This window comes from Bacillus cereus group sp. MYBK220-1, from assembly GCF_051916445.1.
GTDB classification, from domain to species: domain Bacteria; phylum Bacillota; class Bacilli; order Bacillales; family Bacillaceae_G; genus Bacillus_A; species Bacillus_A cereus.
This window is the reverse complement of record NZ_JBQAGQ010000001.1, coordinates 1,232,027-1,257,478: the sequence shown is the minus strand read 5'-3', so window position 1 is coordinate 1,257,478 and position 25,452 is coordinate 1,232,027. Positions and strand designations below refer to the sequence as shown.

Below are 25,452 nucleotides of genomic sequence, written 5' to 3'. Positions count from 1 at the left end.
ATCCTTTGCTTTCTTTTTTTTGTGAAAATAGAGAGAGTAGGTTTAACGATGAAGGGGAAGCTACAGCATATTCATCCGCTTGGAATGAGTATTATTTTAGGGACATTGTTTGCTAGGTTTGCAACTTCAATGAGTATCCCTTTTTTAGCGATTTATTTAACGACTGTTAAAGGTGTATCAGCTGGAATGACTGGTGCTATTATCGGAACGAGTGCACTTGTTGGTGTTTTTGCTAGTTTTATCGGAGGGAATTTATCAGATCGATTTGGCCGGAAAACAATTATGCTCTGGTCCATGATCGTTTGGATTTTTGTGTTTATAGGTTTTTCACTTGCGGATCATGTTTTAAGTTTCTTTTTATTAAACGCTTTAAATGGATTATGTAGGTCGTTTTTTGAGCCAACATCAAGAGCATTATTATCAGATTTAACAAAGCCTGAGTATCGGTTACTCGTCTATAACTTACGATACGGTGCAATAAATGTTGGAGTTGCTATTGGACCAATTGTTGGATTACAGATTGGAAGTGCAAAATCAACAATTCCTTTTTTAGTAGCAGCTGGGGTATATATTCTATATACAGCTATATTAGCGTTCCAATTTAAGAAGTATCCAATGGAAAAAAAGAAAGTGAGTACAGAAAAACCTGTTACAATGTTAAATGCAATGCGTATATTGCGAAAAGATATAGTATTTTTAGTTGCTTTAGTCGGTATTATTTTGAGTAATTGCGGTTTTTCACATTTAACGACGACAGTATCTCAATATTTTGCAAATGCACATATATTTGAGGATGGGGTGAAGCTATTCTCATATATGCTCGCTTTAAATGCAATTGTTGTAGTGATTATCCAATACCCTGTTATTCAAATGTGCAAAAAGTATACACCGTTAACATCAATTATGGTTGGGACTTTATTTGTGAGCGGGGGATTATTTGGCTTTGGAATAGTAGAATCTATGCTAGGTGCTGCCGTTTGTACAATTATTTTTACAATTGGAGAAGTCTTAATGTTTTCGATGACGGATGTATTTATTGATGATATTGCTGTTGCGCATCTAAAAGGAACATACTTCGGTGCGATGGGTTTTTCGGGAATTGGAGCAGTAATAGGTCCGTGGTTTGGAGGAGTACTTCTCGATTACTACGGGTACCAAAATGGGTTTGCAGTATTTTCAGCACTAGCTATATTTTCAACTGTGGCATTTCCTGTGCTTTTAGTTACAAAAGGTTTATCGAAAAAAAGATATGATAGAAATTCTAATATAGAAATGCATGCGAAATAACATAAGCCCCAGTAACCAACTGGGGCTTAGTGTGTATTATATTAACTCTTAATTTGAAAAAAGAACTTTCATTTCATGCTTATCAGCAACTTCATTTTTGGAAATATGAATGGCTAAATATCCATTTTCTAAGCAGGCTAGCATCTTCTTATAAATAATATTATCGGGTAAAGGAATGATCCGCTGTAAAGAAATATTATTATGAAGTATGCAAATGGTTAGGCCTGTCTTCATCTTTTTAATGACTACATTTTGTTCAGTTACATTTGGTACATCTGTTTCCAAAATGTATTCTTGTTCCGTTTCGCAAAGGTCAATATGAATTTGATTTGGGAAACTAAAGTTACTACAAGAGTCAGAACAAAATTGATCCATCCATTCTTCGAAACCATCAACATGAAAAAGACAATCCTTCTTTTTCTTGCCCATGTAAGACACCCTCCGTAAAATCTCAATTCATACTATGTTATGCATGAATGAATTAGGGGTGAAGAATAAATGGAAAAATATAAACATTGTATGTGGAAAAGATAGCTAGTGTGCACTTTTTGTTTTACATATCATGATGCGCATGATGTTTTTGGCGTGAATGGTTACGGTTTTTTACTTTATGAGATCCGCTTAATGGTTCAGGTTGTCCTTTTTTTTCTTTCGCTTCACGATTGTTTTTTCCCATGGTATGTGACACCTCCTCTTCCTCTTTAGAATGAGAGAAGTTTGCAAATTTATACGAGAATGTTTTTAGAAAAAAAGGTAAAGATAATTGGGACTAACTATTACAGAAAGGGGATTATATAATGCCATATCATAAAGATAAACAACAAGCGTTTCAAGCAGCGCAGCAAGGCGTTACACAAGCAGAAAATGCATTTAACAACATTGTGAAAAATGATCCAAACTACGGTCATGATTTAAAAGAATTACGCCAAGAGGTTCAGGAAGCATATGAACAAATTCAAAATGCACTAGAGGTAGCTTCAGAAACACAACGTCCACAACTTGAGCAATATGAAAATAATCTCCAAAATATAATGCGAAATGTAGATCAATTAGAAAAGTAAATGAGGTTGTTGTTTATTCGACAACCTTGCTGCTTTAGTAAACGTTATGCTAAAACAGAAAATTTTTCTATTAGTTTTTTCTTTGCTATGTGCAGTACATATATTTCAAGTGGAAAAAGTGGAAGCGAAAATGTTGCTCAGAAAAGAGTTAGAACCAACTGGTTATGTAACATGGGAAGTACCTAATAATGAAAAAATTATTGCAATTACATTTGATGATGGACCAGATCCAACGTATACACCACAAGTTTTAGATTTATTACGTCAATATAAGGCTGAAGCGACATTTTTTATGATTGGATTTCGAGTTCAGCGCAATCCATATTTAGTGAAACAAGTGTTAAAAGAGGGACATGAAATTGGAAATCATACGATGAATCATTTGTATGCGAGTAATTCATCAGATGAAAAATTAGAAAATGATATTTTAGATGGAAAGAAATTTTTTGAAAAATGGGTGAAAGAACCTTTGTTATTCCGTCCTCCTGGCGGATATATTAACGACGCTGTATTTAAAACAGCGAAAGAAGCTGGTTATCAAACTGTTCTATGGTCGTGGCATCAAGATCCACGTGATTGGGCAAATCCAGGGGTTGAATCCATTGTAAATCATGTAGTGAAAAATGCTAAAAGTGGCGATATTGTATTGTTACATGATGGAGGAAATGATCGTAGTCAAACGGTAGCGGCACTAGCAAAAATTTTACCTGAACTGAAAAAGCAGGGCTATCGATTTGTAACGGTTTCGGAATTACTACGTTATAAACATTAGAAAAAATCCCAAAAGGAAAATAGACCTTTTGGGATTTTTCTTTACTGGTTCTTTTTACGTTTCTTATTATTTTGTCGCTCTGCTGGAGTTAAAGGCTCGTTTGCAAATTCTTCATTGTAACCAGTTCCTTGTCCTTGTGCAGATGTAGCATTCATTCCTGAAATAGTATGATTTGCTTTTCTTTTACCCATTTTATTTCACCTCTATAACATTTTTTGTATGTTGAATGATGAGCAGTTCATAGTATGTACGAACTGTAAGTAAACCGCGGATAGAGCACTTTACTTTATGATAATAGTATTCATAAGGAGCATGAAAGCTATTCAAATTTAGAAACATAAAGAAAACTTATGATAATCTATAAGTTTCTTATTATTTACTTATTTAGAAAGTTGTAATAAGATATTATCGTAAGGTATTGAAAAGTTTGTCTACATTTTATATTCAGACAACTTAGTCACGTTTAACAGGGGGGAAACATAATGGTCAAACATAATCCATTTCAATCACGTGCAACTTTTGAAGTAGATGGAAAAACGTATCATTATTATGATTTGAAAGCGCTTGAAAATGCAGGGGTTGGCAACGTATCTCAATTACCATATTCCGTGAAAGTTTTACTTGAATCAGTACTTCGTCAAGTAGACGGACGTGTAATCACAGAAGAGCATGTTACAAATTTAGCGAAATGGGGAACGAAAGATGTTCAAGATATCGATGTTCCATTTAAACCATCTCGTGTAATTTTACAAGATTTCACTGGTGTTCCAGCTGTTGTTGATTTGGCTTCGCTTCGTAAAGCAATGGCAGACATGGGCGGAGATCCTGACAAAATTAATCCTGAAATTACTGTAGACCTTGTAATTGACCACTCTGTACAGGTTGATAGAGCGGGTACGGCAGACGCGCTTGCATTCAACATGGACTTAGAGTTTAAACGTAATGAAGAACGTTATAAATTTTTAAGCTGGGCACAGAAATCATTTGATAACTACCGTGCGGTTCCACCAGCTACAGGTATTGTACACCAAGTAAACCTTGAATATTTAGCACCAGTTGTTCATGCTGTGAAAAATGCTGAAGGTGACTTAGTTGCATACCCAGATTCATTAGTTGGAACAGACTCACATACAACAATGATTAACGGTATCGGCGTTCTTGGATGGGGCGTTGGTGGTATTGAAGCAGAAGCAGGAATGCTTGGACAGCCTTCATACTTCCCAGTACCTGAAGTAATCGGTGTGAAATTAACTGGTACACTTCCAAGTGGTACTACAGCGACAGACGTTGCATTAAAAGTAACACAAGTATTACGTCAAAAAGGTGTAGTTGGTAAATTTGTTGAGTTCTTCGGTAATGGACTAAAGAGCATGCCTTTAGCTGACCGTGCAACAATTTCAAATATGGCACCAGAATACGGCGCAACTTGTGGATTCTTCCCAATCGATGATATTTCATTAGAATACTTACGTTTAACAGGTAGAGATGAAGAACAAATTCGCGTTGTTGAAGAATACTGTAAAGCGAACGGTTTATTCTATACAGCAGACAGTAAAGATCCAATCTATACTGATCTTGTTGAAATTGATTTAAATACAATTGAATCTAACCTTTCTGGACCGAAACGCCCACAAGATTTAATTCCACTTTCAGATATGAAAGATGCGTTCCATAAAGCTGTTGTAGCACCAGTTGGAACACAAGGACTTGGATTTAATGAGCAAGAGTTCGATAAAGAAGTGAAGGTTACATTAGAAGATAAAGAAGTAACGATGAAAACAGGTGCAATTGCAATCGCAGCAATTACAAGCTGTACAAATACATCAAACCCATACGTATTAATTGGAGCAGGTCTAGTTGCGAAGAAAGCAATTGAAAAAGGACTTGTAGTACCTGAGTATGTAAAAACATCATTAGCACCAGGATCTAAAGTTGTTACAGAGTACTTAGATAAGTCTGGTTTAACAACATATTTAGATCAATTAGGTTTCCAAACAGTTGGTTACGGCTGTACGACTTGTATCGGTAACTCTGGTCCATTAGCGCCAGAATTAGAAGAAGCAATCGCAGCAAACGACTTACTAGTAACATCTGTTTTATCTGGTAACCGTAACTTTGAAGGTCGTATTCATCCACTTGTAAAAGCAAACTACTTAGCATCACCACCACTTGTTGTGGCATATGCACTTGCAGGTACTGTTGATATTGACCTGAAAAATGATGAAATCGGTAAAGATGCAAATGGCAATGCTGTTTACTTCAACGATATTTGGCCATCAGCTAAAGAAATTGAAGATGTAGTTCAAAGCGTTGTTACATCTGAACTGTTCAAGAAAGAATATGCACAAGTATTTAACAGCAATGAGCGTTGGAATGAAATCCAAACTTCAAACGAAGCTTTATATACTTGGGATAATGATTCAACATACATTCAAAACCCACCATTCTTTGAAGGTTTATCTAAAGAACCAGGTGAAGTTGAAACGTTATCAGGCTTACGTGTAGTTGGTAAATTTGGTGACTCTGTAACGACAGACCACATTTCACCAGCAGGTTCAATCGGTAAGCACACACCAGCTGGACGCTACTTATTAGAAAACGGCGTACAACCAGTTGACTTTAACTCTTACGGTTCTCGTCGTGGTAACCATGAAGTTATGATGCGTGGTACATTCGCGAACATCCGTATTAAAAACCAAATTGCACCAGGAACAGAAGGCGGATATACAACATACTGGCCGACTGGTGAAGTAACATCAATCTATGATGCTGCTATGAAATATAAAGAAGATGGCACAGGTCTTCTAGTTGTTGCTGGTAAAGATTATGGTATGGGAAGTTCTCGTGACTGGGCTGCGAAAGGTACTAACTTATTAGGTATTAAAGCAGTAATCGCAGAAAGCTTCGAACGTATTCACCGCAGTAACTTAGTGTTAATGGGTGTATTACCACTTCAATTTAAAGATGGCGAAAGTGCTGAAACGTTAGGTCTTGTTGGTAACGAGTCATTTGAAATTCAAATCGACAAATCAGTTAGACCACGTGATCTTGTAAAAGTAGTTGCAACTGATTTAGATGGCAACGAAAAACAATTTGAAGTAGTAGCTCGTTTCGATAGTGAAGTTGAAATTGATTACTACCGTCACGGTGGTATTCTGCAAATGGTTCTTCGTGAGAAAATTGAAGAATCAAAAGTGTCGAACTAAATAATTGAAATGAACAATAAGGAAGCTAACAATAGTTAGCTTCCTTATTTTATGGAAAGGGATGAAACCATTTGGTTTCATCCCTTTCTTTTTACTATAAAAATGGAGGAAACGTCATGACAGAGTATAAAAGAATATTGTTGCCGTTACGACAAGAGAAAATATTAGTAATAGCAGCTGTATGTAGTGGGATAATTGCTGCCATTTTAAATTTATCACGCCCAATTTTCATGGGATTAATTGTAGACAATCTTATTCAAAGAGAGCTAAAAGGTGCGTATTTATATATAGCTTTGTTTGCGGGTAGTCGTTTTTTAATGTGGGCGAACAATCTTTTATTTGATTATATAAGTTCAAAAGCGAGTCAACGTATATTACAAACGAAACGTATAGAATTATTGCGTCACTATTTCTCATTACCGTTTGAAGAGAGTGAGAAGATTAAGCAAGGAGAGTTAGAAACTTTGGTCGTGTCTGATATTCCGAACTGGGTCAGATTATATGGCTCTATATTAATAGAATATATACACGCTATTGCCCAATTTATTGGAGCTTTCATAGCACTACAACATATAGATATACAGTTTATATTGTGGGTAACTCCGTTTTTATTTTTAAGTACAATTGTTCCAATACTGATGGGAGAAAAGGTAAGAGATATTGCAAGCGTTGCTCAAAAAAATCACTCAAGTGTTGTAGAGATGGTGTCACAGTTTGTAAAGGGGATACAAGATTTGCGGAGTTTACAAAAAGAAAAATGGGCAATTCGCTTATTTAAAAGAGTAACGGCACAATCGTATAAATCGGAAGTAAAGAAGACGATGATGCAACATTGTATTGGAGTAGTTGGAACGGTGATTGAAACAGGAGCATATATCCTTGTTCTCATTATAGGTGCACAAAAAATAATGAGGGGAGAAATAGAAGTTGGTTCACTCATTGCAGTGTTAGCGACAATTGAGATGCTCTTTTTCCCTGTCCGTTATGTGGGCGATTTATTAATAATGACACAAGTTGCAGTCGCTTCGGCAAATAGAACTTTTTGCTTTTTAAATAAACGAGCAGCAGATAACAATGTAGAAAGAGCGATGGGTATCAGGATAACAAATGTTTCATTTCAGGAGAATGACGAAGAGAAATGCAGAATTCGTAATATTGATTTGCAAATTCGTCCTGGTGAACTCGTTATTATTGTGGGAGAAAGCGGTGCAGGAAAAACAACGCTTTTAAAGTTAATAACGGGCTTGTATAAACCATCTAACGGTAGCATTGCTTATTATGGTAATGAAGCTCGTATGACTACAGTTTGGCAAGAACCACGTTTTTTCCGAACGACGGTAACAGAGAATATGTATTTCGGGGAAGAGTGTTTAGAAAATCAGTTAGAAAAAAATAGTGAACTTATAAATGTAACGCCGATTATTAGAGGGTTACCTGAAGGGAGTCAAACTGTGCTACATAAAAGCGGTGAAGAGCTTTCAGGAGGCGAAAGAAAACGTCTCGCATTATTGCGAGCGATTGTATCAAATCCAACTCTTATTATTTTAGATGAACCGACGGCTGGGTTAGATCCAGGCAATCAAGAACTGGTTTGGAATATGATTGAAGGGATAGGAAGAGATGTAACGAGAATTGTGGCAACACATGATGTAGAGAGAGCGATGATAGCAGATTGTGTTGTTGTCATAAAGAATGGGACTATTGTGGAATGTGGGAATCCTAGAGAATTATTAAATTGCAACTCATTGTACAAAGAGTTGCAAACAAAAAGATAAGAGATATGTAATGCCCTTATCTTTATTCAGCTATTTGCCGGGCAGCCCGATTGGTGAGGGCTGATTAAAGTTTCACTTTATTCGTTCTCATTAAGTTGATAAGTATAAGAATTCGGATCACTAGAATTAACTTCTTTGACGAGAGTAAGTTGATTTGTATCTGGATTATATTTGAAAATCTTAATTGTATGTTCGCTACTTAGTAATGGATTATATTCTTGAATAGCGAATGTATTTTCCGCAATTTGTGTCATATTACTGGTGGGAACATTTTCTATGGAATCATGATTTGTAGAAATTTCAACGACTTTTTCACTGTTGAAAAATAAAAGAACGATTACTAAAATAACTAAGCATATTCGTATATAGCGTAGCTCTTTGGTGATAGGGTGTTCTCCCAAAATAATCATCCTTTCTATAACTATTCTATAGTAGTAATGGTAGTCATCGTGAAAAAAGTAATAATGCCGAGGCCTGCCCAAAGGATAAATGAGATTAATGCGATATAGAGACAAATACGTCCAACTTGTTTTTTTTCAGGGTCTTTACTAAATAGTGAGATAATCCATGTGATAATTCCGATTGGGGAAAATATAAAACTAAGAATATATAGAAGTATTTTTTCAAATAAATTCATGAGAGCTCCTTTCATTGTAAAATATTCTATTTATTTCTAATTATATGATGGAAAGGTAAAAATTTAATCACAGTTATAAAAATTCTGATTATTTAGAATGTGAATATTTCCAAGCTTGTCCGTATAAGCTAAAATAAGATATATAGTATTTTGATGAATGTGTTAAAAGAAGATAATACGTTAGGGTGATATAAAATGTGGCGGAAGCTTACGATTATTGTAGTGTTACTTTGTTTAGCGGGATACGCAGCTTATGAACAGTTTGGTAATAAAGAGCAGGCGGTAAAAGTGAAGCAAGAAAAAAGTGAAGCTGCGATGAAAGAGATTATCGCAAGGAATGGTATTGAAATAGGGAAGAGTGCGCCAGACTTCGAATTAACGAAGTTAGATGGAACGAATGTAAAGCTATCAGATTTAAAAGGAAAGAAAGTGATTTTAAACTTTTGGGCAACGTGGTGTGGACCTTGCCAACAAGAAATGCCGGATATGGAGGCTTTCTATAAAGAACATAAAGAAAACGTAGAAATTTTAGCAATCAACTATACGCCTTCAGAAAAAGGTGGGGGGGAAGAAAAGGTAAGCAATTTTGCTAAAGAAAAAGGAATTACTTTTCCTATTTTATTGGACAAGAACATTGATGTGACAACAGCGTATAAAGTAATTACGATTCCAACTTCGTATTTTATAGATACAAAAGGTGTCATTCAAGATAAGTTTATTGGGCCGATGACGCAAAAAGAGATGGAGAAAAGGGTTGCTAAATTAAAATAATGGTGAAAAGGTAGAGGTGGAGAGTTCCCATTTCTGCCTTTTCTTTTTCAAGTAGTAATAACTTCATGATATGATGTAAGAAATATAATCGTTTAGAGATAAAGGAGTGTATGGAGTGGGGAATGTATCCTTACCGTTAGATTATGTTGTAATTGATTTTGAAACAACAGGATTTAACCCTTATAATGATAAAATCATTCAAGTTGCAGCGGTGAAATATCGTAATCATGAACTGGTAGATCAATTTGTTTCATACGTGAATCCAGAGCGGCCAATTCCGGACCGAATAACGAGTTTAACCGGTATTACCAATTATCGTGTTTCAGATGCACCGACGATTGAAGAGGTATTACCTTTATTTTTAGCATTTTTACATACAAATGTTATTGTGGCCCATAATGCTTCTTTTGATATGCGCTTTTTGAAAAGTAATGTAAATATGCTAGGGCTACCTGAACCTAAAAATAAAGTAATTGATACTGTATTTTTAGCGAAGAAATACATGAAGCAGGCGCCTAATCATAAACTTGAAACGTTAAAGCGAATGCTTGGAATTCGTTTAAGCTCTCATAATGCATTTGACGATTGCATTACGTGTGCTGCTGTTTATCAAAAGTGTGCAGCTATTGAAGAAGAAGGACAGAGAAAAGTAAATAAGGTCTCACTTGATGAAATCGTAGTATACGAAGCGGTGAAAGAAATGCTTGCACGTAATAAACGTAATGTAGAATGGCTACGTTGTATGAATGTAGGAAGTTATTTAGATATAAAAGCTTTTTATCCAGTTATGAGAGTAAAGGTAAAAGGGCGAAAGAAATATGTATTAACAGAGATATTAGAAGAAGATGTGAAAGAAATATGTACAAGTTTAAAATGTGAACCGGCGTTAAAAAGTGAAGTTGGTAATACGAGAATTATGCTTAATAGCTTAGAGGATGTTATGAAATTAGAAAGTTATATTTTAGAGCAGTATGATTTTGTATTACAGGCGCTTCATGATTATAAAGAAAATGAAATGAATGCAGATGAAAAGTTGAAAGAGTATTTAAATATTATGGTATAAAAAACTCCGTGTGCAATATATTGTACACGGAGTTTTTTTAGGAGTACTAAAACATAAAATTTTCTTGCAAATCTGATTAAAGAGTTTTTTGTTTGCTCATACTATGTAATAAGAAAGCGAAGGAGAGAGGGTGAACAACATGAGAAGAAGTCGCCGTAAATCGTTTGAAGAACTTGTAAATGAAAATAAACAACAATTATTAAGCGATCGTGATGCAATTGATCGCATTGAAGAGCGCATTGAAAAACGTTATGAAATGAAACTTTTTAAGCAAGCTGAATAATTCTTAACACTAGTACGATACTAGTGTTAAGGAGGCGATAGTAATGGGTAATCCGAAAAAAAATTCAAAAGACTTTGCACCAAATCATATTGGAACACAATCGAAAAAAGCTGGTGGAAATAAAGGAAAGCAAATGCAAGATCAAACAGGTAAACAACCGATTGTTGATAATGGTTAAAGAAAAGGAGAATATTACATTCTCCTTTTTTATGTATAAATTTGAGGAAAGATAGGTAATTTAAGATGGTGTGTATATACAATATTAGGAGGGAAGTACATGCCAAATCCAGATAATCGAAGTGACAACGCTGAAAAGTTACAAGAAATGGTGCAAAATACAGTTGATAACTTTAATGAAGCAAAAGAAACAGCGGAACTTTCTAATGAAAAAGATCGTGCTGCTATTGAAGCAAAAAATCAAAGACGTTTAGAAAGTATTGACTCATTAAAAAGTGAAATCAAAGATGAATCTTAACAAAATGTACAAAAAGGGCTGACTTTTGTCAGCCCTTTTTCGTAATCGTAAAATTTTCAACGAGTAAACGCCAATTTTGTGGGAATGGTAAACCGATTTTCCAGTAACTAATACCACCTATACCTTGTTCTTTCATTAAATTGAATTTACTTTGAACAGACCGTGAATCTTCAAACCAAACTTCGTGTTGCACGCCGTTTTCATCAAAATAATTAAAATGAGGAGCTTGGGCTGTGAAATCATAACGAATAGGGACATTATATTTACGAGCTAGTGCAACAGCTGCGACAGAGCTAATTGCTTTTGCGGGTGGATTTCCTTGTTTAAATGGAAGCTTCCAATCAAACCCGTATAAATTTTGCCCCATCATAATTTTTTGTGGAGGCATTTGAGATTTTGCATATTGAAGTACTTCTTTCACTGGACCGATAGGAGAAATCGCCATCGGTGGACCGCCTTGCCATCCCCAGTCATATGTCATAATGACGACGAAATCAACAATTTGCCCTTGCGCTTTATAATCGTGAGCTTCGAAAAATTTTCCCTTTTGATTTGAACTTGTTTTCGGTACGAGAGTTGTGCTCAATGTGTACCCGCTAGGTAAGCGTGTTTTTACATTTCGTAAAAAGCGATTATACGCCTCGCGGTCTTCAGGTGCTACACTCTCGAAATCGAAATGAATGTCTCGCATGCCATATTTTTGAGCTGTTTGCAAAATGTTAGTAATAAATTTGTTTTGAATCGTTGCGTCGCGTAAAATAACTGATGTTAGATCGGCACTGAAATTACCATTTTCAATATTTGTAATAACGAGCATAGGGATTGTTTTACCTTGCGTTGCAATATTAGCAATTTTAGCTGTTTCAGTAGGTTCTTTTAATGTGCCATCTCTTTTTGCCTCAAAACTAAAATAGGCTAAGTATGTTAAAAATGGATTGATGGCGCGTGTCGCATTAACTAAACTCTCTTTAATCGGTATAGTTGAAGGTTGTAAATAAGCGATGGATTCTACAGCTCGTTTTGTGCCTTTTGGTACATATAATTGTTGTCCGACATGGAGAATAGATTTTAAAGATAAATTATTAACTTTAGCTAAACTAGCGAGGGGGACATTATATGTTTGAGAAATTCGATATAGGCTGTCACCAGGCTGTACATAATAATTATTCCCTTTCGTATTAACGATAAGTGCCTGACCGACAACGAGCGTTTCAGCTGGATTTAATCCATTGTCTTTTACTATTTCGTCAGGTGTTGATCCATATTTTGATGCCAAGCTATATACGCTATCACCACTACGAACCGTTACAATTTGAATCATATGCTGGCTCCTTTCGGGAAAAGATTCACTATTTTTATTTTATTTTTGATGTCACTGTATTATGATTAAATGTATGCAAGGTAGCAGAAGTGAAAGAAGGCGAATACATATGTTTGTAGCAGAACATGAAGTTGAAATCCGTTATGCGGAAACAGATCAAATGGGTGTTGTTTACCATTCAAACTACTTAGTGTGGCTTGAGTTAGGTCGCACGAAACTTATACAAGATTTAGGTTTTTCATATGTTGAAATGGAGAAAGAAGGAATTATTTCTCCTGTGTTAGATTTACAAATTTCATACCGTAAAGCGATGCGTTACGGAGAAAAAGCAATCGTAAAAACATGGGTAGATACTGTGAGCCCACTTCGCGTTGTATATGGATATGAAATATATAATGGTGATGGTGAACTGTGTATTACTGCAAGCACAACGAATATTTGTGCGAAAAAAGAAGGGTTCCGCCCTGTATCATTTAAAAAGTTATATCCTGAGTGGTATGCGAAATATGAGGAAATTAAGAAAAAATAAAAAAGCGTGGCAGAAGCCACGTTTTTTTATTTTTCATAATTAAATTGTGGGAAGTCGTCACCTTCGTTAAGTGTAACAGATAAATTATGTCCATCGAAGAACCATTCATCATCGCCTTCAATAAAGAAATTAATACCTTCTTCTTGAATTTGAACAGCAGGATGTGCAGGATCATCTTTACGAATACCTAAAGAAAGTCCTTTTTGAACAGTACTGCAACCACCGTATTGTACGAAAAAGCGTAGTGTTTCATTTGATTGTAAGTTTAATTCAGTTTTATACCATTGTGCTGCTTCTTTTGTTACGGAAAGATTCATGTATAGTTCCTCCAAATTATGTTGCTTTTTCTTTAGTATAAAAAATAACGCAAAAAGACGCTATTAATATGCTTCACGTTTTCTTTTTGCGTTATGTGGGTTGCGATCTTATTTTTGCTTTTTTGAAAAGTTTGCTTTTGGTTCAGTTTTATTTATAATTCGTCCGATATTTGCACGGTGTTTATAAATAACCATACCTGCTAATAAACACATCGCAATAATGAAGATTTTATCCCCGCTAACAATGGATGCAATAACAGCAACAACTGCTGTTACCATAGAAGAAAGTGATACGTATCTTGTTGTAAATAAAAGGGTGAAAAATACAACAGCCAATATTGCAAAAACAACTGGTGAATAGCATAATAGCACCCCAGCAGAAGTTGCAACTGCTTTACCACCGCGGAATTTCGCGAAGATTGGATAGACATGTCCAAGAACAGCCGCTAACCCGAACCATAGTGGATGAATATCTAACCCGAAAATCATTGGTAGACTTGTTGCTAATGTCCCTTTTAAAATGTCAGCAATTGTAACGGTAAAACCTGCTTTTTTCCCTAATGTGCGGAATGTGTTTGTTCCGCCTAGATTACCGCTCCCGTGCTCACGAATATCGATTCCGTAGCCGATTTTTCCAACAACTAGTGCAAATGGAATCGAGCCAAGTAAGTAGGCAACGATAAATAAAAGATATGTAGTAACCATAAGTTCAGTCTCCTTTATTCAAATGTGTTGATAAAGGGTAAAAAGAGTTTTTCCCGTATATTGTACCATACATTTGTAAAGAGCACATTTCTTTTTTGTAAATGAAAAATTCATTATTTCGTGAAAAAAATTTCACAGTAATGTTACATTTCTCACAGAAACAGTAAGACTATATGTAGTAACATTTTAATCAAAAGATAACAACATATTGGTGGAGGGTTATAAATGTTACAAAATAATACACGTGGAGAAGAAGAATTAATGAAAGTGTTTGAGACAATAGTCCACGGCAATGAACAAGATTTGATGCAAGAAAATGCAAATGTAGACGGCCGCTCTCCAATGGGCGTAATGGGAACATTCGCATCTGAGAGTGCAAAATATTATGCTGTTGAGAATTTATTGTCAGATCAAGTGAAAAAAGCGATAAATGAAAATATATTATATCCACATGATTTAGATTTTTATGCAACAGGAACGACGACTTGTTCACAAATTCCGTTAGCGCAAATGCTTGCTAATGGTTTTCATACTGGACATGGACATATGAGACAACCGCAAGACATTAAAAGTGCATTGGCTCTTTCGTCTATTATTTTTCAAGCGAATCAAAATATGCAGCATGGTGGTCAATCGTTTGCACTCTTTGATATTGATTTAGCACCTTATGTACGAAAAACAATTGAGAGACATAAAAAACGATTACAATCATATCCGCTTACGAAAGAACAAATAGAAGAATTTGCATGGGAAGAAACGGAAAATGATACGTATCAAGCGTGTGAGGCTTTCGTTCATAATTCGAATAGTATGCATAGTAGGGGCGGAGGACAAGTACCGTTTATTTCTATTAATTATGGAACAGATACATCAAAAGAAGGAAGAATGTTAATTAAACAACTTTTAAAAGCGACACAAGCTGGACTTGGTAAAGGGGAGACACCGATTTTTCCGATTCAAATTTTCAAGATGAAAAAAGGTGTGAATTTTGAAGAAAGTGATCCGAACTACGATTTATTTGAATTAGCATTAGAGACAACGGCTGAACGATTGTTCCCTAACTTTTCATTTTTAGATGCTCCGTTTAATGCAGTACATTATGATGGAAGACCAGAAAGTGAAGTATGTTACATGGGATGTCGTACCCGTGTTATGTCTAATATACATGGAGAAGAAACAGCGATTGGTAGAGGGAATTTATCATTTACGTCTATTAATTTAGTGAAATTAGCGTTAATTAGTGGTTCAAAAGAAGCGTTTTTTGAAGCGCTAAACTATTATTTAGATTTAGGAATTAAGCAGTTATTAGAAAGATTTGCGTATCAATGTACGAAGCGAGCAAGAGATTTTCAGTTTTTATATTCACAAGGTGTATGGCGTGGTGGAGAAACGTTGCAGCCTGAAGACTCCGTAGCCTCGATTTTAAAACAAGGGACGTTAAGTATTGGTTTTATCGGTCTTGCGGAATGTTTAGTAGCTTTAACAGGAAAGCATCATGGGGAAGATGAAGAATCATGGAAACTTGGGTATGAAATTATTTCCTTTATGAGAGATAGAATGGATAAAGCGACAGAAGAACATCAACTGAATTTCTCAGTAATTGCAACTCCAGCAGAAGGATTATCAGGGAAGTTTGTGAAAAAAGATAGAAAAGAATTTGGCGTGATTAGCGGTATAACGAACCATAATTACTATACGAATTCATTCCATATTCCAGTTTATTATAACATTCAAGCGATAAATAAAATCCGTTTAGAAGGCCCGTTTCATGCTCTATGTAACGGGGGACATATTACTTATATTGAACTAGACGGAGCAGCAATGCATAACAAAAAGGCATTAAAACAAATTGTACAAGCCATGGCAGAACATGGCGTTGGATACGGTTCAATTAATCATCCTGTTGACCGTTGTAAGTGCTGTAGTTATCACGGGGTTATTGGGAATGAATGTCCAAGTTGCGGGAATGAAGATGAGGCTAATATAGAAAGAATTCGCCGTATAACAGGCTATCTTGTAGGAGATATGTCAAAGTGGAATAGTGCGAAACGTAGTGAAGAGATAGATCGGGTGAAACATAAATGAAAGTGATGAATATTATTCATGATAGTGTAGTAGATGGAGAAGGATTGCGGACAGTCGTGTTTTTTGCGGGCTGTCCGCATCGTTGCGTTGGTTGCCACAATCCGAAATCGTGGAATATTTGCAACGGAACGGAAATGACAGTAGAAGAAATTGTGAAAGAGATTGCAAGTAATCCATTAACTGATGTAACATTTTCAGGTGGAGATCCATTTTTTCAAGCTGCTGAAGTGAAAATGGTAGCAAAAATCGTGAAAGATTTGAAAAAAAACCTATGGATGTATACAGGTTATACGTTAGAAGAGATACAGAGTTCTCAAAATAATGATATGATAGAGTTGTTACATTATGGGGATGTTTTAGTCGATGGAAGGTTTGAAATTGAGGAAAAAGATTTAACACTTCCATTTCGCGGAAGCTCCAATCAACGTATTATTCGATTGAAAGAGTAAAAAGGCGGGATAGATTATATGAATAAAACAGTATTGCTTGTTGAAGATGAAAGAAGATTACGTGAAATTGTTAGTGATTATTTTCGTAATGAAGGCTTTGAAGTAATCGAAGCAGAAGATGGAAAAAAAGCGTTAGAGTTATTTGCAGAGCATGAAATTGATTTAATTATGTTAGATATTATGTTACCGGAAATAGATGGATGGTCTGTTTGTAGAAGAATTAGAAAAGAATCAGCAGTACCAATTATTATGTTGACAGCACGTTCGGATGAGGATGATACATTGCTAGGTTTCGAATTAGGTGCAGACGAGTATGTAACGAAACCATTTAGCCCGAAAGTATTAGTAGCTCGCGCAAAGACGTTATTGAAACGTGCGGATGGTGCGGTAGGAGTAGCGGAAGAAAATGCTATGTCTTTAGCTGGAATAGAAGTGAATCGTCTATCTAGAACTGTTTTAGTAGATGGAGAAGAAATTATATTGACACATAAAGAATTTGAACTTCTTGTGTATTTAATGGAGAACAAAGGAATTGTGTTATCACGTCAACATTTATTAGACCAGTTATGGGGATATGACTATTACGGTGATGACCGAACGGTTGATACCCATATTAAAAAACTTCGAAATAAGCTAGGAGATAAAGCGAAGCATATCGGTACTGTTATTCGAGTTGGTTATAAATTTGAAGAATAATCTAGAACGATTTGTGTAATTTAGCCTAGGGAAATGGTAATTTTATACTCTCTTTTGAAGGTAAAATGTACAAAAAATACTTTTTTTGTCTACAATGTTAGATAAGTGTATTTTTTTAATTGGATTTCACGATGAGTTCACAAGAAGGACACAAAACGTGACTATACTGAAAATACGAATTCACCAGAGAGGGGAAATAAAACATGGGATATTACGACGGACCAAATTTAAATGAAGAGCATAGTGAAACGAGAGAAGTGAGAAAATCAGGTAGTAAAAAAGGCTATTTCTTCACAGGTTTAGTGGGAGCTGTAGTCGGAGCGATTTCGATTAGTTTTGCAGCACCATATATGCCATGGGCTCAAAATAATGGAGCGCCAGTATCATCATTTAGTTCGGATTCAAAAGTAGAAGGTACTGTAGTTCCTGTTGTAAATAAAGCGAAAAATGAAACTGATTTACCTGGTATGATTGAAGGGGCGAAAGATGTTGTTGTAGGTGTTATTAATATGCAACAAAGTGTTGATCCATTTGCAATGCAACCGACAGGTCAAGAACAACAAGCCGGTTCAGGATCAGGTGTTATTTATAAAAAAGCAGGAAATAAAGCATATATTGTAACAAACAACCACGTAGTAGATGGAGCAAATAAACTTGCTGTGAAGCTGAGCGACGGAAAGCAAGTTGATGCGAAATTAGTTGGTAAGGACCCTTGGTTAGACTTAGCGGTTGTTGAAATTGATGGATCTAATGTAAATAAAGTTGCCACTTTAGGTGATTCAAGTAAACTTCGTGCGGGTGAAAAAGCCATTGCAATCGGTAATCCACTTGGATTTGATGGAAGTGTAACGGAAGGTATAATCAGTAGTAAAGAACGCGAAATTCCGGTTGATATTGATGGGGATAAACGACCAGATTGGCAAGCACAAGTTATTCAAACGGATGCAGCGATTAATCCAGGTAATAGTGGTGGTGCATTATTTAACCAAAATGGTGAAATAATTGGGATTAATTCAAGTAAAATTGCACAACAAGAAGTTGAAGGAATTGGATTTGCTATTCCAATTAACATCGCAAAACCAGTTATTGAATCTCTTGAAAAAGATGGAGTAGTAAAACGTCCAGCTCTTGGAGTAGGTGTTGTTTCACTAGAAGATGTGCAAGCTTATGCAGTCAATCAATTGAAAGTACCGAAAGAAGTAACAAACGGCGTTGTATTAGGTAAAATTTACCCAATATCACCAGCTGAAAAAGCTGGTTTAGAGCAATATGATATTGTAGTAGCATTAGATAATCAAAAAGTAGAGAATGCTCTTCAATTCCGTAAATATTTATATGAAAAGAAAAAAGTAGGCGAGAAAGTAGAAGTTACATTCTACCGTAACGGTCAAAAAATGACGAAATCGGCTACTTTAGCAGATAATTCAGCTACAAAGAATCAATAATCGAAATAAAAGAAAGTCTCTTTCATATTGAAAGAGACTTTCTTTATCGGCTATACTAAAGGAATAGGAGGGATTAATTATGACAATTGAAAACCCAACTCGTACGGAAATTGGTGAAGTGTTAAAGAAAAGCAAAACAATTGCGGTTGTTGGATTATCAGATAAGCCAGAACGTACATCGTATATGGTTTCAAAAGCAATGCAAGATGCTGGATACCGCATTATTCCAGTTAATCCAACAGTAGATGAGGTGCTCGGAGAAAAGGCAGTTTCTTCACTAAAGGATATTAAGGAACACGTTGACATTGTAAATGTATTTCGTCGCTCAGAGTTTTTAATGGATGTTGCAAAAGAATTTGTAGAGATTGATGCAGATGTTTTTTGGGCACAATTAGGAGTACAAGATGAGGATACATATAAACTTTTAAAAGAAAAAGACTATACTGTAATAATGGATCGTTGTATTAAAGTAGAACATGCGATGACAAAATAGTATAGATTTAAAGGTAGAAAGATTGATTCAGCCCTCATTATAGATAAGTAGGGCCGATGAACGAGGTGTTCATCATGAGATTTTTTAAAGGCTGTTTTTGGGGATTGTTATTTGTAATCCCATTTTGGATCTTGATCATTTGGATCATAATAAAGGTTTGGAATGTGTAATCTTGGAATACATATCCATTTCTCGTTGACAAACGATTATTTTTCTGAAATAGTAGCCTAGAGGAATCCTTGTGAGAAAACAAGGATTTTTCTATTGAAGATGGTATATAAAAGAGATAAGATAACTTGCCAAAACTATAGTCGAGGCGTTATTCTATAATAGAAACATATGTTCTGATTTTGGATTAGGAAAGGGGCAAGGAGTTTGGCGAAGCATCAGTTCCAATATAATGAAGATGCGATTCAAGTGTTAGAAGGACTTGAAGCCGTTCGAAAACGCCCGGGTATGTATATCGGGAGTACGGATAGCCGTGGATTGCATCATTTAGTATATGAAATAGTAGATAACTCCGTTGACGAAGCGTTAGCGGGATTTGGCGACGAAATTTCAGTCGTAATACATAAAGATAATAGTATTAGCGTTATAGATAAAGGGCGAGGAATGCCTACGGGAATGCATAAACTTGGGAAACCTACACCTGAAGTTATTTTAACTGTACTTCATGCAGGTGGTAAGTTTGGTCAAGGTGGTTACAAAACGAGTGGTGGTTTGCACGGTGTTGGGGCATCGGTTGTAAATGCCTTATCAGAATGGTTAGTCGTAACGATTAAGCGTGACGGAAATATTTACGAACAACGCTTTGAAAATGGCGGTGTTCCTGTAACGACGCTTGAGAAAATCGGGAAGACGAAAGAGTCTGGTACTACGATGCATTTCAAACCAGATACAACGATTTTCAGCACGACAAATTACAATTATGAAACATTATGTGAGAGATTACGTGAATCTGCATTCTTATTAAAAGGAATGAAAATCTCGATAAAAGACGAACGTAATGATTTAGAAGATATATTTCATTATGAAACAGGAATCGAAGCTTTCGTTTCATATTTAAACGAAGAAAAAGATTCAATTCATCCGGTTGTATATTTCACTGGTGAACAAAACGGGATTGAAGCAGAACTAGCATTCCAGTTTAATGATGGTTACTCAGAAAATATTCTTTCGTTTGTAAATAACGTACGTACAAAAGATGGTGGAACACACGAAGCTGGATTTAAAACAGCGATGACGCGTGTGTTTAACGAGTATGCTCGTAAAGTAGCACTATTAAAAGAAAAAGATAAAAACTTAGAAGGTACAGATATTCGTGAAGGTGTAGCGGCTATCGTTTCGGTACGTGTACCAGAAGAAGTGCTTCAGTTTGAAGGGCAAACGAAGGGGAAACTAGGTACAAGTGAAGCGCGTTCTTCAATTGATGCCATTGTATCTGAGCATTTAGCATACTTTTTAGAAGAAAACCCTGATGTAGCTACACTTCTTGTGAGAAAAGCAATTAAAGCAGCACAAGCCCGTGAAGCAGCCCGTAAAGCAAGAGAAGAAGCGCGTAGTGGTAAGAAAAAGAAAAAATCAGAAGGTACGTTAAGCGGGAAATTAACACCTGCACAATCACGTAACCCGCAAAAAAATGAACTGTACCTAGTAGAGGGTGACTCTGCCGGTGGTTCTGCGAAACAAGGACGAGACCGACGTTTCCAGGCCGTATTACCGTTACGTGGTAAAGTAATTAATACAGAAAAAGCAAAGCTTGCTGATATCTTTAAAAATGAAGAGATTAATACAATCATTTATGCGATTGGCGGCGGTGTAGGAAATGAATTTGATGTTGAAGATATTAACTACGATAAAGTTGTAATTATGACCGATGCCGATACGGATGGGGCTCATATTCAAGTATTGTTATTAACGTTCTTCTACAGATATATGAAGCCACTTATCGAAGCTGGTAAAGTATTTATCGCACTTCCTCCTTTATACAAAGTAAGTAAAGGAAAAGGTAAGAGTGAGGTAATTGAATACGCTTGGTCAGATGAGGAATTAGACGGTGTAACGAAAAAAGTTGGAAAAGGCTATATGTTACAACGTTATAAAGGACTTGGTGAAATGAATGCGGATCAATTATGGGAAACAACAATGAATCCTGAAACGCGTACATTAATTCGCGTGAAAATTGATGATGCAGCAAGAGCAGAGCGTCGCGTTACAACATTAATGGGCGATAAAGTAGAACCGCGCCGTAAATGGATTGAACGTAATGTACAGTTTGGTATGCAAGAAGAAGGAAATATTTTAGAAAATGAAATGATTATGGAGACGGAGGTGGAATAACATGCAAGCAGAGAAGTTTCATGACCTCCCGCTTGAAGACGTGTTAGGTGATCGCTTTGCACGTTATAGTAAATATATTATTCAAGATCGTGCACTTCCAGATGCACGTGATGGCTTAAAGCCAGTACAAAGACGTATTTTATATTCTATGTATGTAGAAGGTAATGTACATGATAAAGCGTTTCGTAAATCAGCTAAAACAGTAGGTAATGTTATCGGTAATTATCATCCACATGGAGATTCCTCTGTATATGAAGCAATGGTACGCTTAAGCCAAACTTGGAAAGTACGTAATGTTTTAGTTGAAATGCATGGTAATAACGGTAGTGTTGATGGGGACCCAGCGGCAGCGATGCGTTATACGGAAGCTCGTTTATCACCAATCGCATCTGAATTATTACGTGATCTTGATAAAGAAACAGTTGAATTCGTGTCAAACTTTGATGATACGAGTGAAGAACCAGTTGTATTACCAGCAGCGTTCCCGAATTTATTAGTGAACGGATCTACAGGGATTTCCGCTGGTTATGCAACAGAAATTCCTCCGCATCATCTTGGAGAAGTTATTGATGCTACAATGATGCGTATCGATAAGCCAAATAGTACTGTTGACGATTTATTAACAGTTATGAAAGGACCAGATTTCCCAACAGGCGGTATTATTCAGGGGATTGATGGTATTAAAAAGGCGTATGAAACAGGTAAAGGTAAAATTATTATTCGCGGAAAAGCAGAAGTTGAAACAGTGCGCGGTGGGAAACAACAAATTGTAATCACTGAAATTCCTTACGAAGTGAATAAGGCAAACCTTGTAAAGAAAATGGATGAATTACGTCTAGATAAAAAGTTAGATGGTATTGCTGAAGTGCGTGATGAGACAGATCGTACTGGTTTACGAATTGTTGTTGAATTAAAGAAAGAAGCAAACTCCGAAGGTATTTTAAATTATTTATATAAAAATACAGATTTGCAAATTCCATATAACTTTAATATGGTAGCGATCAATAATCGTCGTCCAACACTTATGACATTACCGAAAATTTTAGATGCTTATATTGGACATCAAAAAGAGGTTATTACGAGACGTTCGCAATATGAATTAAGAAAAGCAGAAAATCGTCAACATATTGTAGAAGGTTTAAAGAAAGCATTATCGATTTTAGACCAAGTAATTGAGACAATTCGAGCTTCAAAAGATAAACGTAACGCGAAAGATAATTTAAGTGCAAAATTTGGTTTTACAGAAGCACAAGCAGAAGCAATTGTTTCCTTGCAATTATATCGCTTAACGAATACAGACATTACGGCGTTACAAGAAGAAGCAGATGAGCTTAATAAGAAAATTATTGAGCTACAGGCAATTTTACAAAGTGAAAAAAGATTACTTCAAGTAATTAAAACAGATTTAAAGAGAGTTAAGAAAACATATAGTGATGATCGACGCGCGATTATTGAAGATCAAATCGAGGAAATTAAAATCGATGTAGAAGTGATGATCCCACAAGAAGATGTCATCGTTACTGTAACGAAAGAAGGATATGTGAAACGTACTGGATGGCGCTCACATAATGCCTCAAACGGCAAAGACTTCGGTATGAAAGAGGGTGACATCTTACTTGAACGATTCGATACGAATACGACAGAGACAGTCCTCTTATTTACGAATAAAGGAAACTATATATATCTGCCAGTATACGAAATGCCAGATATTCGTTGGAAAGATTTAGGTCAGCACGTTGCTAATATCGTTTCACTCGACCGGGATGAAACAATCATTTGGGCAACGGTTGTACCGAACTTTGAGGAAGAAAAACGATTTATCGTATTTGTAACACGAAATGGTATGATAAAGAAAACAGAATTAAATCAATATAAAGTTCAGCGTTATTCAAGGGCATTCGTTGCTGTAAACTTGAAAAAAGATGATGAAGTTGTCGATATATTTGCGACAGATGGAACGAGTGATATTGTTCTTGCTACACACGGTGCATATGCACTTATTTTCCATGAAGATGAAGTAAGTCCAGTCGGTGTAAGAGCTGCTGGTGTTAAAGCAATTAATTTAAAAGAAGATGACTATGTCGCTTCTGGTAAACCGTTAAATGGTGACAAAGATCAACTTATTCTCGTAACACAGCGCGGTGCTGTAAAACGTCTAAAAGCATCAGAAATTGAAAAGTCAACGAGGGCGAAACGCGGTCTTGTTATTTTCAAAGAATTAAAACGTAATCCGTACCGCATTGTCGGTATTGAAATTGTTCGGGACGATGAATTAGTTTACATGAAGACAGAGAAAAACATTGTAGAAGAGATTGATCCGAAAGCGTATCGAAATAAAGACCGGTATAGTAATGGTAGCCTTGTGCTAGATGTTAATGATACTGGTGAAGTAGTAGAAACGTGGACGAAGAAAAGACCAGAATAAAGAGGGCATCTTGCTATGAATAGTAGCAAGATGCTTTTTTCTAGGCAATTTATTATGTAAATAATAATAATCTTGTTATAATAACTGAATGAAATCGTTCTCATAAAGTGAAACTTTAATCAATGGGGAGTTTCTTCATCCTCACTGATTATTAGTTGAACCAATCGGGCTTTAACAAGCAGTTGATTCCTCACCTAATGCCTTAGCTTTCACTGAATTTTGAGTTAGGAATCTTACTGCCCGTTAAAGCGGGACAAATGGAGGGGCAACATGAAAAAAATAGGTGTAGGGATTGTAGGATATGGTTTTTCTAGTACGACATTTCATATCCCACTATTACAAACAATAGAAGAATATGATATTCGTGCTGTATTATCCTCAAAAGAAGAGGTAGTAAAAGAAACATTACCAAACGCTAATGTTGTTAGTACAATTGATGAATTGGTGAAGCGAGCTGATGTTGACTTAGTTGTTATTACATCACCTAATACAACTCATTTTCCATATGTAAAAGAAGCAATTTTAAAAGGTAAGCATGTTGTTGTAGAAAAACCATTTGTTGTCTCAATTGAAGAAGGAGAAGAGCTTATTTCATTAGCAGAGCAGCATAATGTAATGTTAAGCGTATATCATAATCGTCGTTTTGATAATGATTTCTTAACAATTAAGAAATTGTTAGGAGAAAACAGAGTAGGGAATGTATACGCATATGAATCGAATTTTGATCGTTTCCGTCCACATGTACGTGATCGATGGAGAGAAAAAAATCTACCAGGATCCGGTATATTATACGATTTAGGATCGCATTTAATTGACCAAGCGTTATCAATATTCGGGAAACCAGATGCGATAAGTGCAGATGTAATAAAACAACGACCAGGTGCAGAGGTGGATGATTATTTCCACATAGTACTTCATTACGGAGTTAAACGTGTCATTTTACGTAGTAGCAGTTATGTGAAAAAAGCTGGACCGCATTTTATAGTGCATGGAGAGAAAGGTTCTATCGTGAAGTACGGTATGGATTCGCAGGAAGAGCAATTAAAAAATGGAATGAAGCCAGGTGATAACGGTTATGGAGTAGACGATGAAGAGGATTTTGCTACTTTAGAAACAGAAGAAAGCTTAGAGCGTATTCCAACAGAAGTCGGTTGTTATGACAATTATTATAAAGGTGTACGAGATAGTATATTAAATGGTGAGGAACTACCTGTAACAGCAAAAGAAGGTTTAGATGTTATTAAACTGATTCAATTAGCGATTGAAAGTAGTGAAAAGGGTAGAGTCATTTCTATAAAATAAAAAAGACACGAAATT

At 35.9% G+C, this 25,452-nt stretch carries 27 protein-coding genes; 19 read left to right on the top strand and 8 right to left on the bottom strand.

The window, feature by feature from the left end; translation table 11 throughout:
* Window positions 1–48 precede the first annotated feature (48 nt).
* On the top strand, window positions 49–1,287 hold the full coding sequence (locus ACTFRU_RS06295; protein ID WP_000676812.1) for an MDR family MFS transporter: 1,239 nt from the start codon (window positions 49–51) through the stop codon (window positions 1,285–1,287).
* 48 nt (window positions 1,288–1,335) lie between these two features.
* Here the strand turns inward: ACTFRU_RS06295 and ACTFRU_RS06290 are convergent, their stop codons facing one another.
* Together ACTFRU_RS06290 and ACTFRU_RS06285 are read right to left on the bottom strand one after the other, a co-directional pair.
* Window positions 1,336–1,716, bottom strand: a complete 381-nt coding sequence (locus ACTFRU_RS06290; RefSeq protein WP_000516749.1) for an Hsp20/alpha crystallin family protein — start codon at window positions 1,714–1,716, stop codon at window positions 1,336–1,338.
* A gap of 124 nt (window positions 1,717–1,840) precedes the next feature.
* Window positions 1,841–1,963 carry a small acid-soluble spore protein P gene (locus tag ACTFRU_RS06285; protein WP_000517649.1) on the bottom strand — a complete coding sequence of 41 codons (123 nt, stop codon included), beginning with the start codon at window positions 1,961–1,963 and terminating at the stop codon, window positions 1,841–1,843.
* A gap of 121 nt (window positions 1,964–2,084) precedes the next feature.
* Between ACTFRU_RS06285 and ACTFRU_RS06280 the strand changes: the two genes are divergently transcribed.
* Window positions 2,085–2,348 carry a hypothetical protein gene (locus ACTFRU_RS06280; protein ID WP_001146295.1) on the top strand — a complete coding sequence of 88 codons (264 nt, stop codon included), beginning with the start codon at window positions 2,085–2,087 and terminating at the stop codon, window positions 2,346–2,348.
* A gap of 46 nt (window positions 2,349–2,394) precedes the next feature.
* Window positions 2,395–3,120, top strand: a complete 726-nt coding sequence (gene pdaB / locus ACTFRU_RS06275) for a polysaccharide deacetylase family sporulation protein PdaB (protein ID WP_061665781.1) — start codon at window positions 2,395–2,397, stop codon at window positions 3,118–3,120.
* Window positions 3,121–3,161: 41 nt separating this feature from the next.
* Here pdaB and sspO read toward each other — a convergent pair whose 3' ends face one another.
* The gene (sspO, locus tag ACTFRU_RS06270) at window positions 3,162–3,311 is read right to left on the bottom strand and encodes a small acid-soluble spore protein O (protein WP_000518058.1); all 150 of its coding nucleotides are present in this window, start codon (window positions 3,309–3,311) and stop codon (window positions 3,162–3,164) included.
* 291 nt (window positions 3,312–3,602) lie between these two features.
* Here sspO and acnA point away from each other — a divergent pair, with 291 nt between their 5' ends.
* A complete protein-coding gene (gene acnA / locus ACTFRU_RS06265; protein ID WP_000238564.1) occupies window positions 3,603–6,326 on the top strand; it encodes an aconitate hydratase AcnA in 2,724 nt (907 codons plus the stop codon).
* 116 nt (window positions 6,327–6,442) lie between these two features.
* The gene (locus tag ACTFRU_RS06260; protein ID WP_000141522.1) at window positions 6,443–8,101 is read left to right on the top strand and encodes an ABC transporter ATP-binding protein; all 1,659 of its coding nucleotides are present in this window, start codon (window positions 6,443–6,445) and stop codon (window positions 8,099–8,101) included.
* Window positions 8,102–8,178: 77 nt separating this feature from the next.
* Here the strand turns inward: ACTFRU_RS06260 and ACTFRU_RS06255 are convergent, their stop codons facing one another.
* Window positions 8,179–8,511 (bottom strand): YmzC family protein, encoded by a 333-nt coding sequence (locus ACTFRU_RS06255; protein WP_074555548.1) that lies wholly within the window; start codon window positions 8,509–8,511, stop codon window positions 8,179–8,181.
* An 11-nt stretch (window positions 8,512–8,522) separates the two neighbouring features.
* The gene (locus ACTFRU_RS06250; RefSeq protein ID WP_001047912.1) at window positions 8,523–8,738 is read right to left on the bottom strand and encodes a hypothetical protein; all 216 of its coding nucleotides are present in this window, start codon (window positions 8,736–8,738) and stop codon (window positions 8,523–8,525) included.
* Between the two features lie 195 nt (window positions 8,739–8,933).
* Between ACTFRU_RS06250 and ACTFRU_RS06245 the strand changes: the two genes are divergently transcribed.
* From ACTFRU_RS06245 to tlp, 5 genes are all read left to right on the top strand, one after another.
* On the top strand, window positions 8,934–9,509 hold the full coding sequence (locus ACTFRU_RS06245) for a redoxin domain-containing protein (RefSeq protein WP_000269083.1): 576 nt from the start codon (window positions 8,934–8,936) through the stop codon (window positions 9,507–9,509).
* A gap of 115 nt (window positions 9,510–9,624) precedes the next feature.
* Window positions 9,625–10,572, top strand: a complete 948-nt coding sequence (locus ACTFRU_RS06240) for a 3'-5' exonuclease (RefSeq protein ID WP_025710109.1) — start codon at window positions 9,625–9,627, stop codon at window positions 10,570–10,572.
* A gap of 139 nt (window positions 10,573–10,711) precedes the next feature.
* Window positions 10,712–10,855, top strand: coding sequence for an FbpB family small basic protein (locus ACTFRU_RS06235; protein WP_001254699.1), 144 nt, complete (start codon window positions 10,712–10,714; stop codon window positions 10,853–10,855).
* A 43-nt stretch (window positions 10,856–10,898) separates the two neighbouring features.
* Window positions 10,899–11,033, top strand: a complete 135-nt coding sequence (gene sspN, locus ACTFRU_RS06230; RefSeq protein ID WP_000527987.1) for an acid-soluble spore protein SspN — start codon at window positions 10,899–10,901, stop codon at window positions 11,031–11,033.
* A 99-nt stretch (window positions 11,034–11,132) separates the two neighbouring features.
* Window positions 11,133–11,330: a small acid-soluble spore protein Tlp gene (tlp, locus tag ACTFRU_RS06225; protein WP_001133511.1), complete on the top strand. Its 198-nt coding sequence runs from the start codon at window positions 11,133–11,135 to the stop codon at window positions 11,328–11,330.
* A 28-nt stretch (window positions 11,331–11,358) separates the two neighbouring features.
* Here the strand turns inward: tlp and ACTFRU_RS06220 are convergent, their stop codons facing one another.
* Window positions 11,359–12,651 (bottom strand): glycosyl hydrolase family 18 protein, encoded by a 1,293-nt coding sequence (locus tag ACTFRU_RS06220; protein WP_000614858.1) that lies wholly within the window; start codon window positions 12,649–12,651, stop codon window positions 11,359–11,361.
* 109 nt (window positions 12,652–12,760) lie between these two features.
* Here ACTFRU_RS06220 and ACTFRU_RS06215 point away from each other — a divergent pair, with 109 nt between their 5' ends.
* The gene (locus ACTFRU_RS06215; protein ID WP_000495812.1) at window positions 12,761–13,180 is read left to right on the top strand and encodes an acyl-CoA thioesterase; all 420 of its coding nucleotides are present in this window, start codon (window positions 12,761–12,763) and stop codon (window positions 13,178–13,180) included.
* A gap of 26 nt (window positions 13,181–13,206) precedes the next feature.
* Here the strand turns inward: ACTFRU_RS06215 and ACTFRU_RS06210 are convergent, their stop codons facing one another.
* Complete coding sequence (locus ACTFRU_RS06210) at window positions 13,207–13,497, bottom strand: HesB/YadR/YfhF family protein (RefSeq protein WP_001054455.1); 291 nt, start codon at window positions 13,495–13,497, stop codon at window positions 13,207–13,209.
* 108 nt (window positions 13,498–13,605) lie between these two features.
* Entirely contained in the window at window positions 13,606–14,202 is a 597-nt protein-coding gene (gene plsY, locus ACTFRU_RS06205) for a glycerol-3-phosphate 1-O-acyltransferase PlsY (protein WP_000258974.1), read from the bottom strand.
* 225 nt (window positions 14,203–14,427) lie between these two features.
* On the opposite strand from plsY, the gene ACTFRU_RS06200 reads away from it, so the two are divergent.
* From ACTFRU_RS06200 to ACTFRU_RS06165, 8 genes are all read left to right on the top strand, one after another.
* Window positions 14,428–16,287 carry an anaerobic ribonucleoside triphosphate reductase gene (locus ACTFRU_RS06200; protein WP_000940063.1) on the top strand — a complete coding sequence of 620 codons (1,860 nt, stop codon included), beginning with the start codon at window positions 14,428–14,430 and terminating at the stop codon, window positions 16,285–16,287.
* On the top strand, window positions 16,284–16,736 hold the full coding sequence (nrdG, locus tag ACTFRU_RS06195) for an anaerobic ribonucleoside-triphosphate reductase activating protein (RefSeq protein ID WP_000867081.1): 453 nt from the start codon (window positions 16,284–16,286) through the stop codon (window positions 16,734–16,736). The genes ACTFRU_RS06200 and nrdG overlap by 4 nt, the downstream gene beginning before the upstream one ends.
* A gap of 18 nt (window positions 16,737–16,754) precedes the next feature.
* The gene (locus tag ACTFRU_RS06190; protein ID WP_001044679.1) at window positions 16,755–17,432 is read left to right on the top strand and encodes a response regulator transcription factor; all 678 of its coding nucleotides are present in this window, start codon (window positions 16,755–16,757) and stop codon (window positions 17,430–17,432) included.
* A gap of 203 nt (window positions 17,433–17,635) precedes the next feature.
* A complete protein-coding gene (locus ACTFRU_RS06185) occupies window positions 17,636–18,877 on the top strand; it encodes a S1C family serine protease (RefSeq protein ID WP_025710111.1) in 1,242 nt (413 codons plus the stop codon).
* Between the two features lie 79 nt (window positions 18,878–18,956).
* Window positions 18,957–19,370 carry a CoA-binding protein gene (locus ACTFRU_RS06180; RefSeq protein ID WP_000151390.1) on the top strand — a complete coding sequence of 138 codons (414 nt, stop codon included), beginning with the start codon at window positions 18,957–18,959 and terminating at the stop codon, window positions 19,368–19,370.
* Window positions 19,371–19,745: 375 nt separating this feature from the next.
* Window positions 19,746–21,710 carry a DNA topoisomerase IV subunit B gene (parE, locus tag ACTFRU_RS06175; RefSeq protein ID WP_001062199.1) on the top strand — a complete coding sequence of 655 codons (1,965 nt, stop codon included), beginning with the start codon at window positions 19,746–19,748 and terminating at the stop codon, window positions 21,708–21,710.
* A 1-nt stretch (window position 21,711) separates the two neighbouring features.
* Entirely contained in the window at window positions 21,712–24,135 is a 2,424-nt protein-coding gene (gene parC, locus ACTFRU_RS06170) for a DNA topoisomerase IV subunit A (RefSeq protein ID WP_001147470.1), read from the top strand.
* Between the two features lie 270 nt (window positions 24,136–24,405).
* A complete protein-coding gene (locus ACTFRU_RS06165) occupies window positions 24,406–25,437 on the top strand; it encodes an oxidoreductase (protein ID WP_000719782.1) in 1,032 nt (343 codons plus the stop codon).
* Window positions 25,438–25,452: the final 15 nt, after the last annotated feature.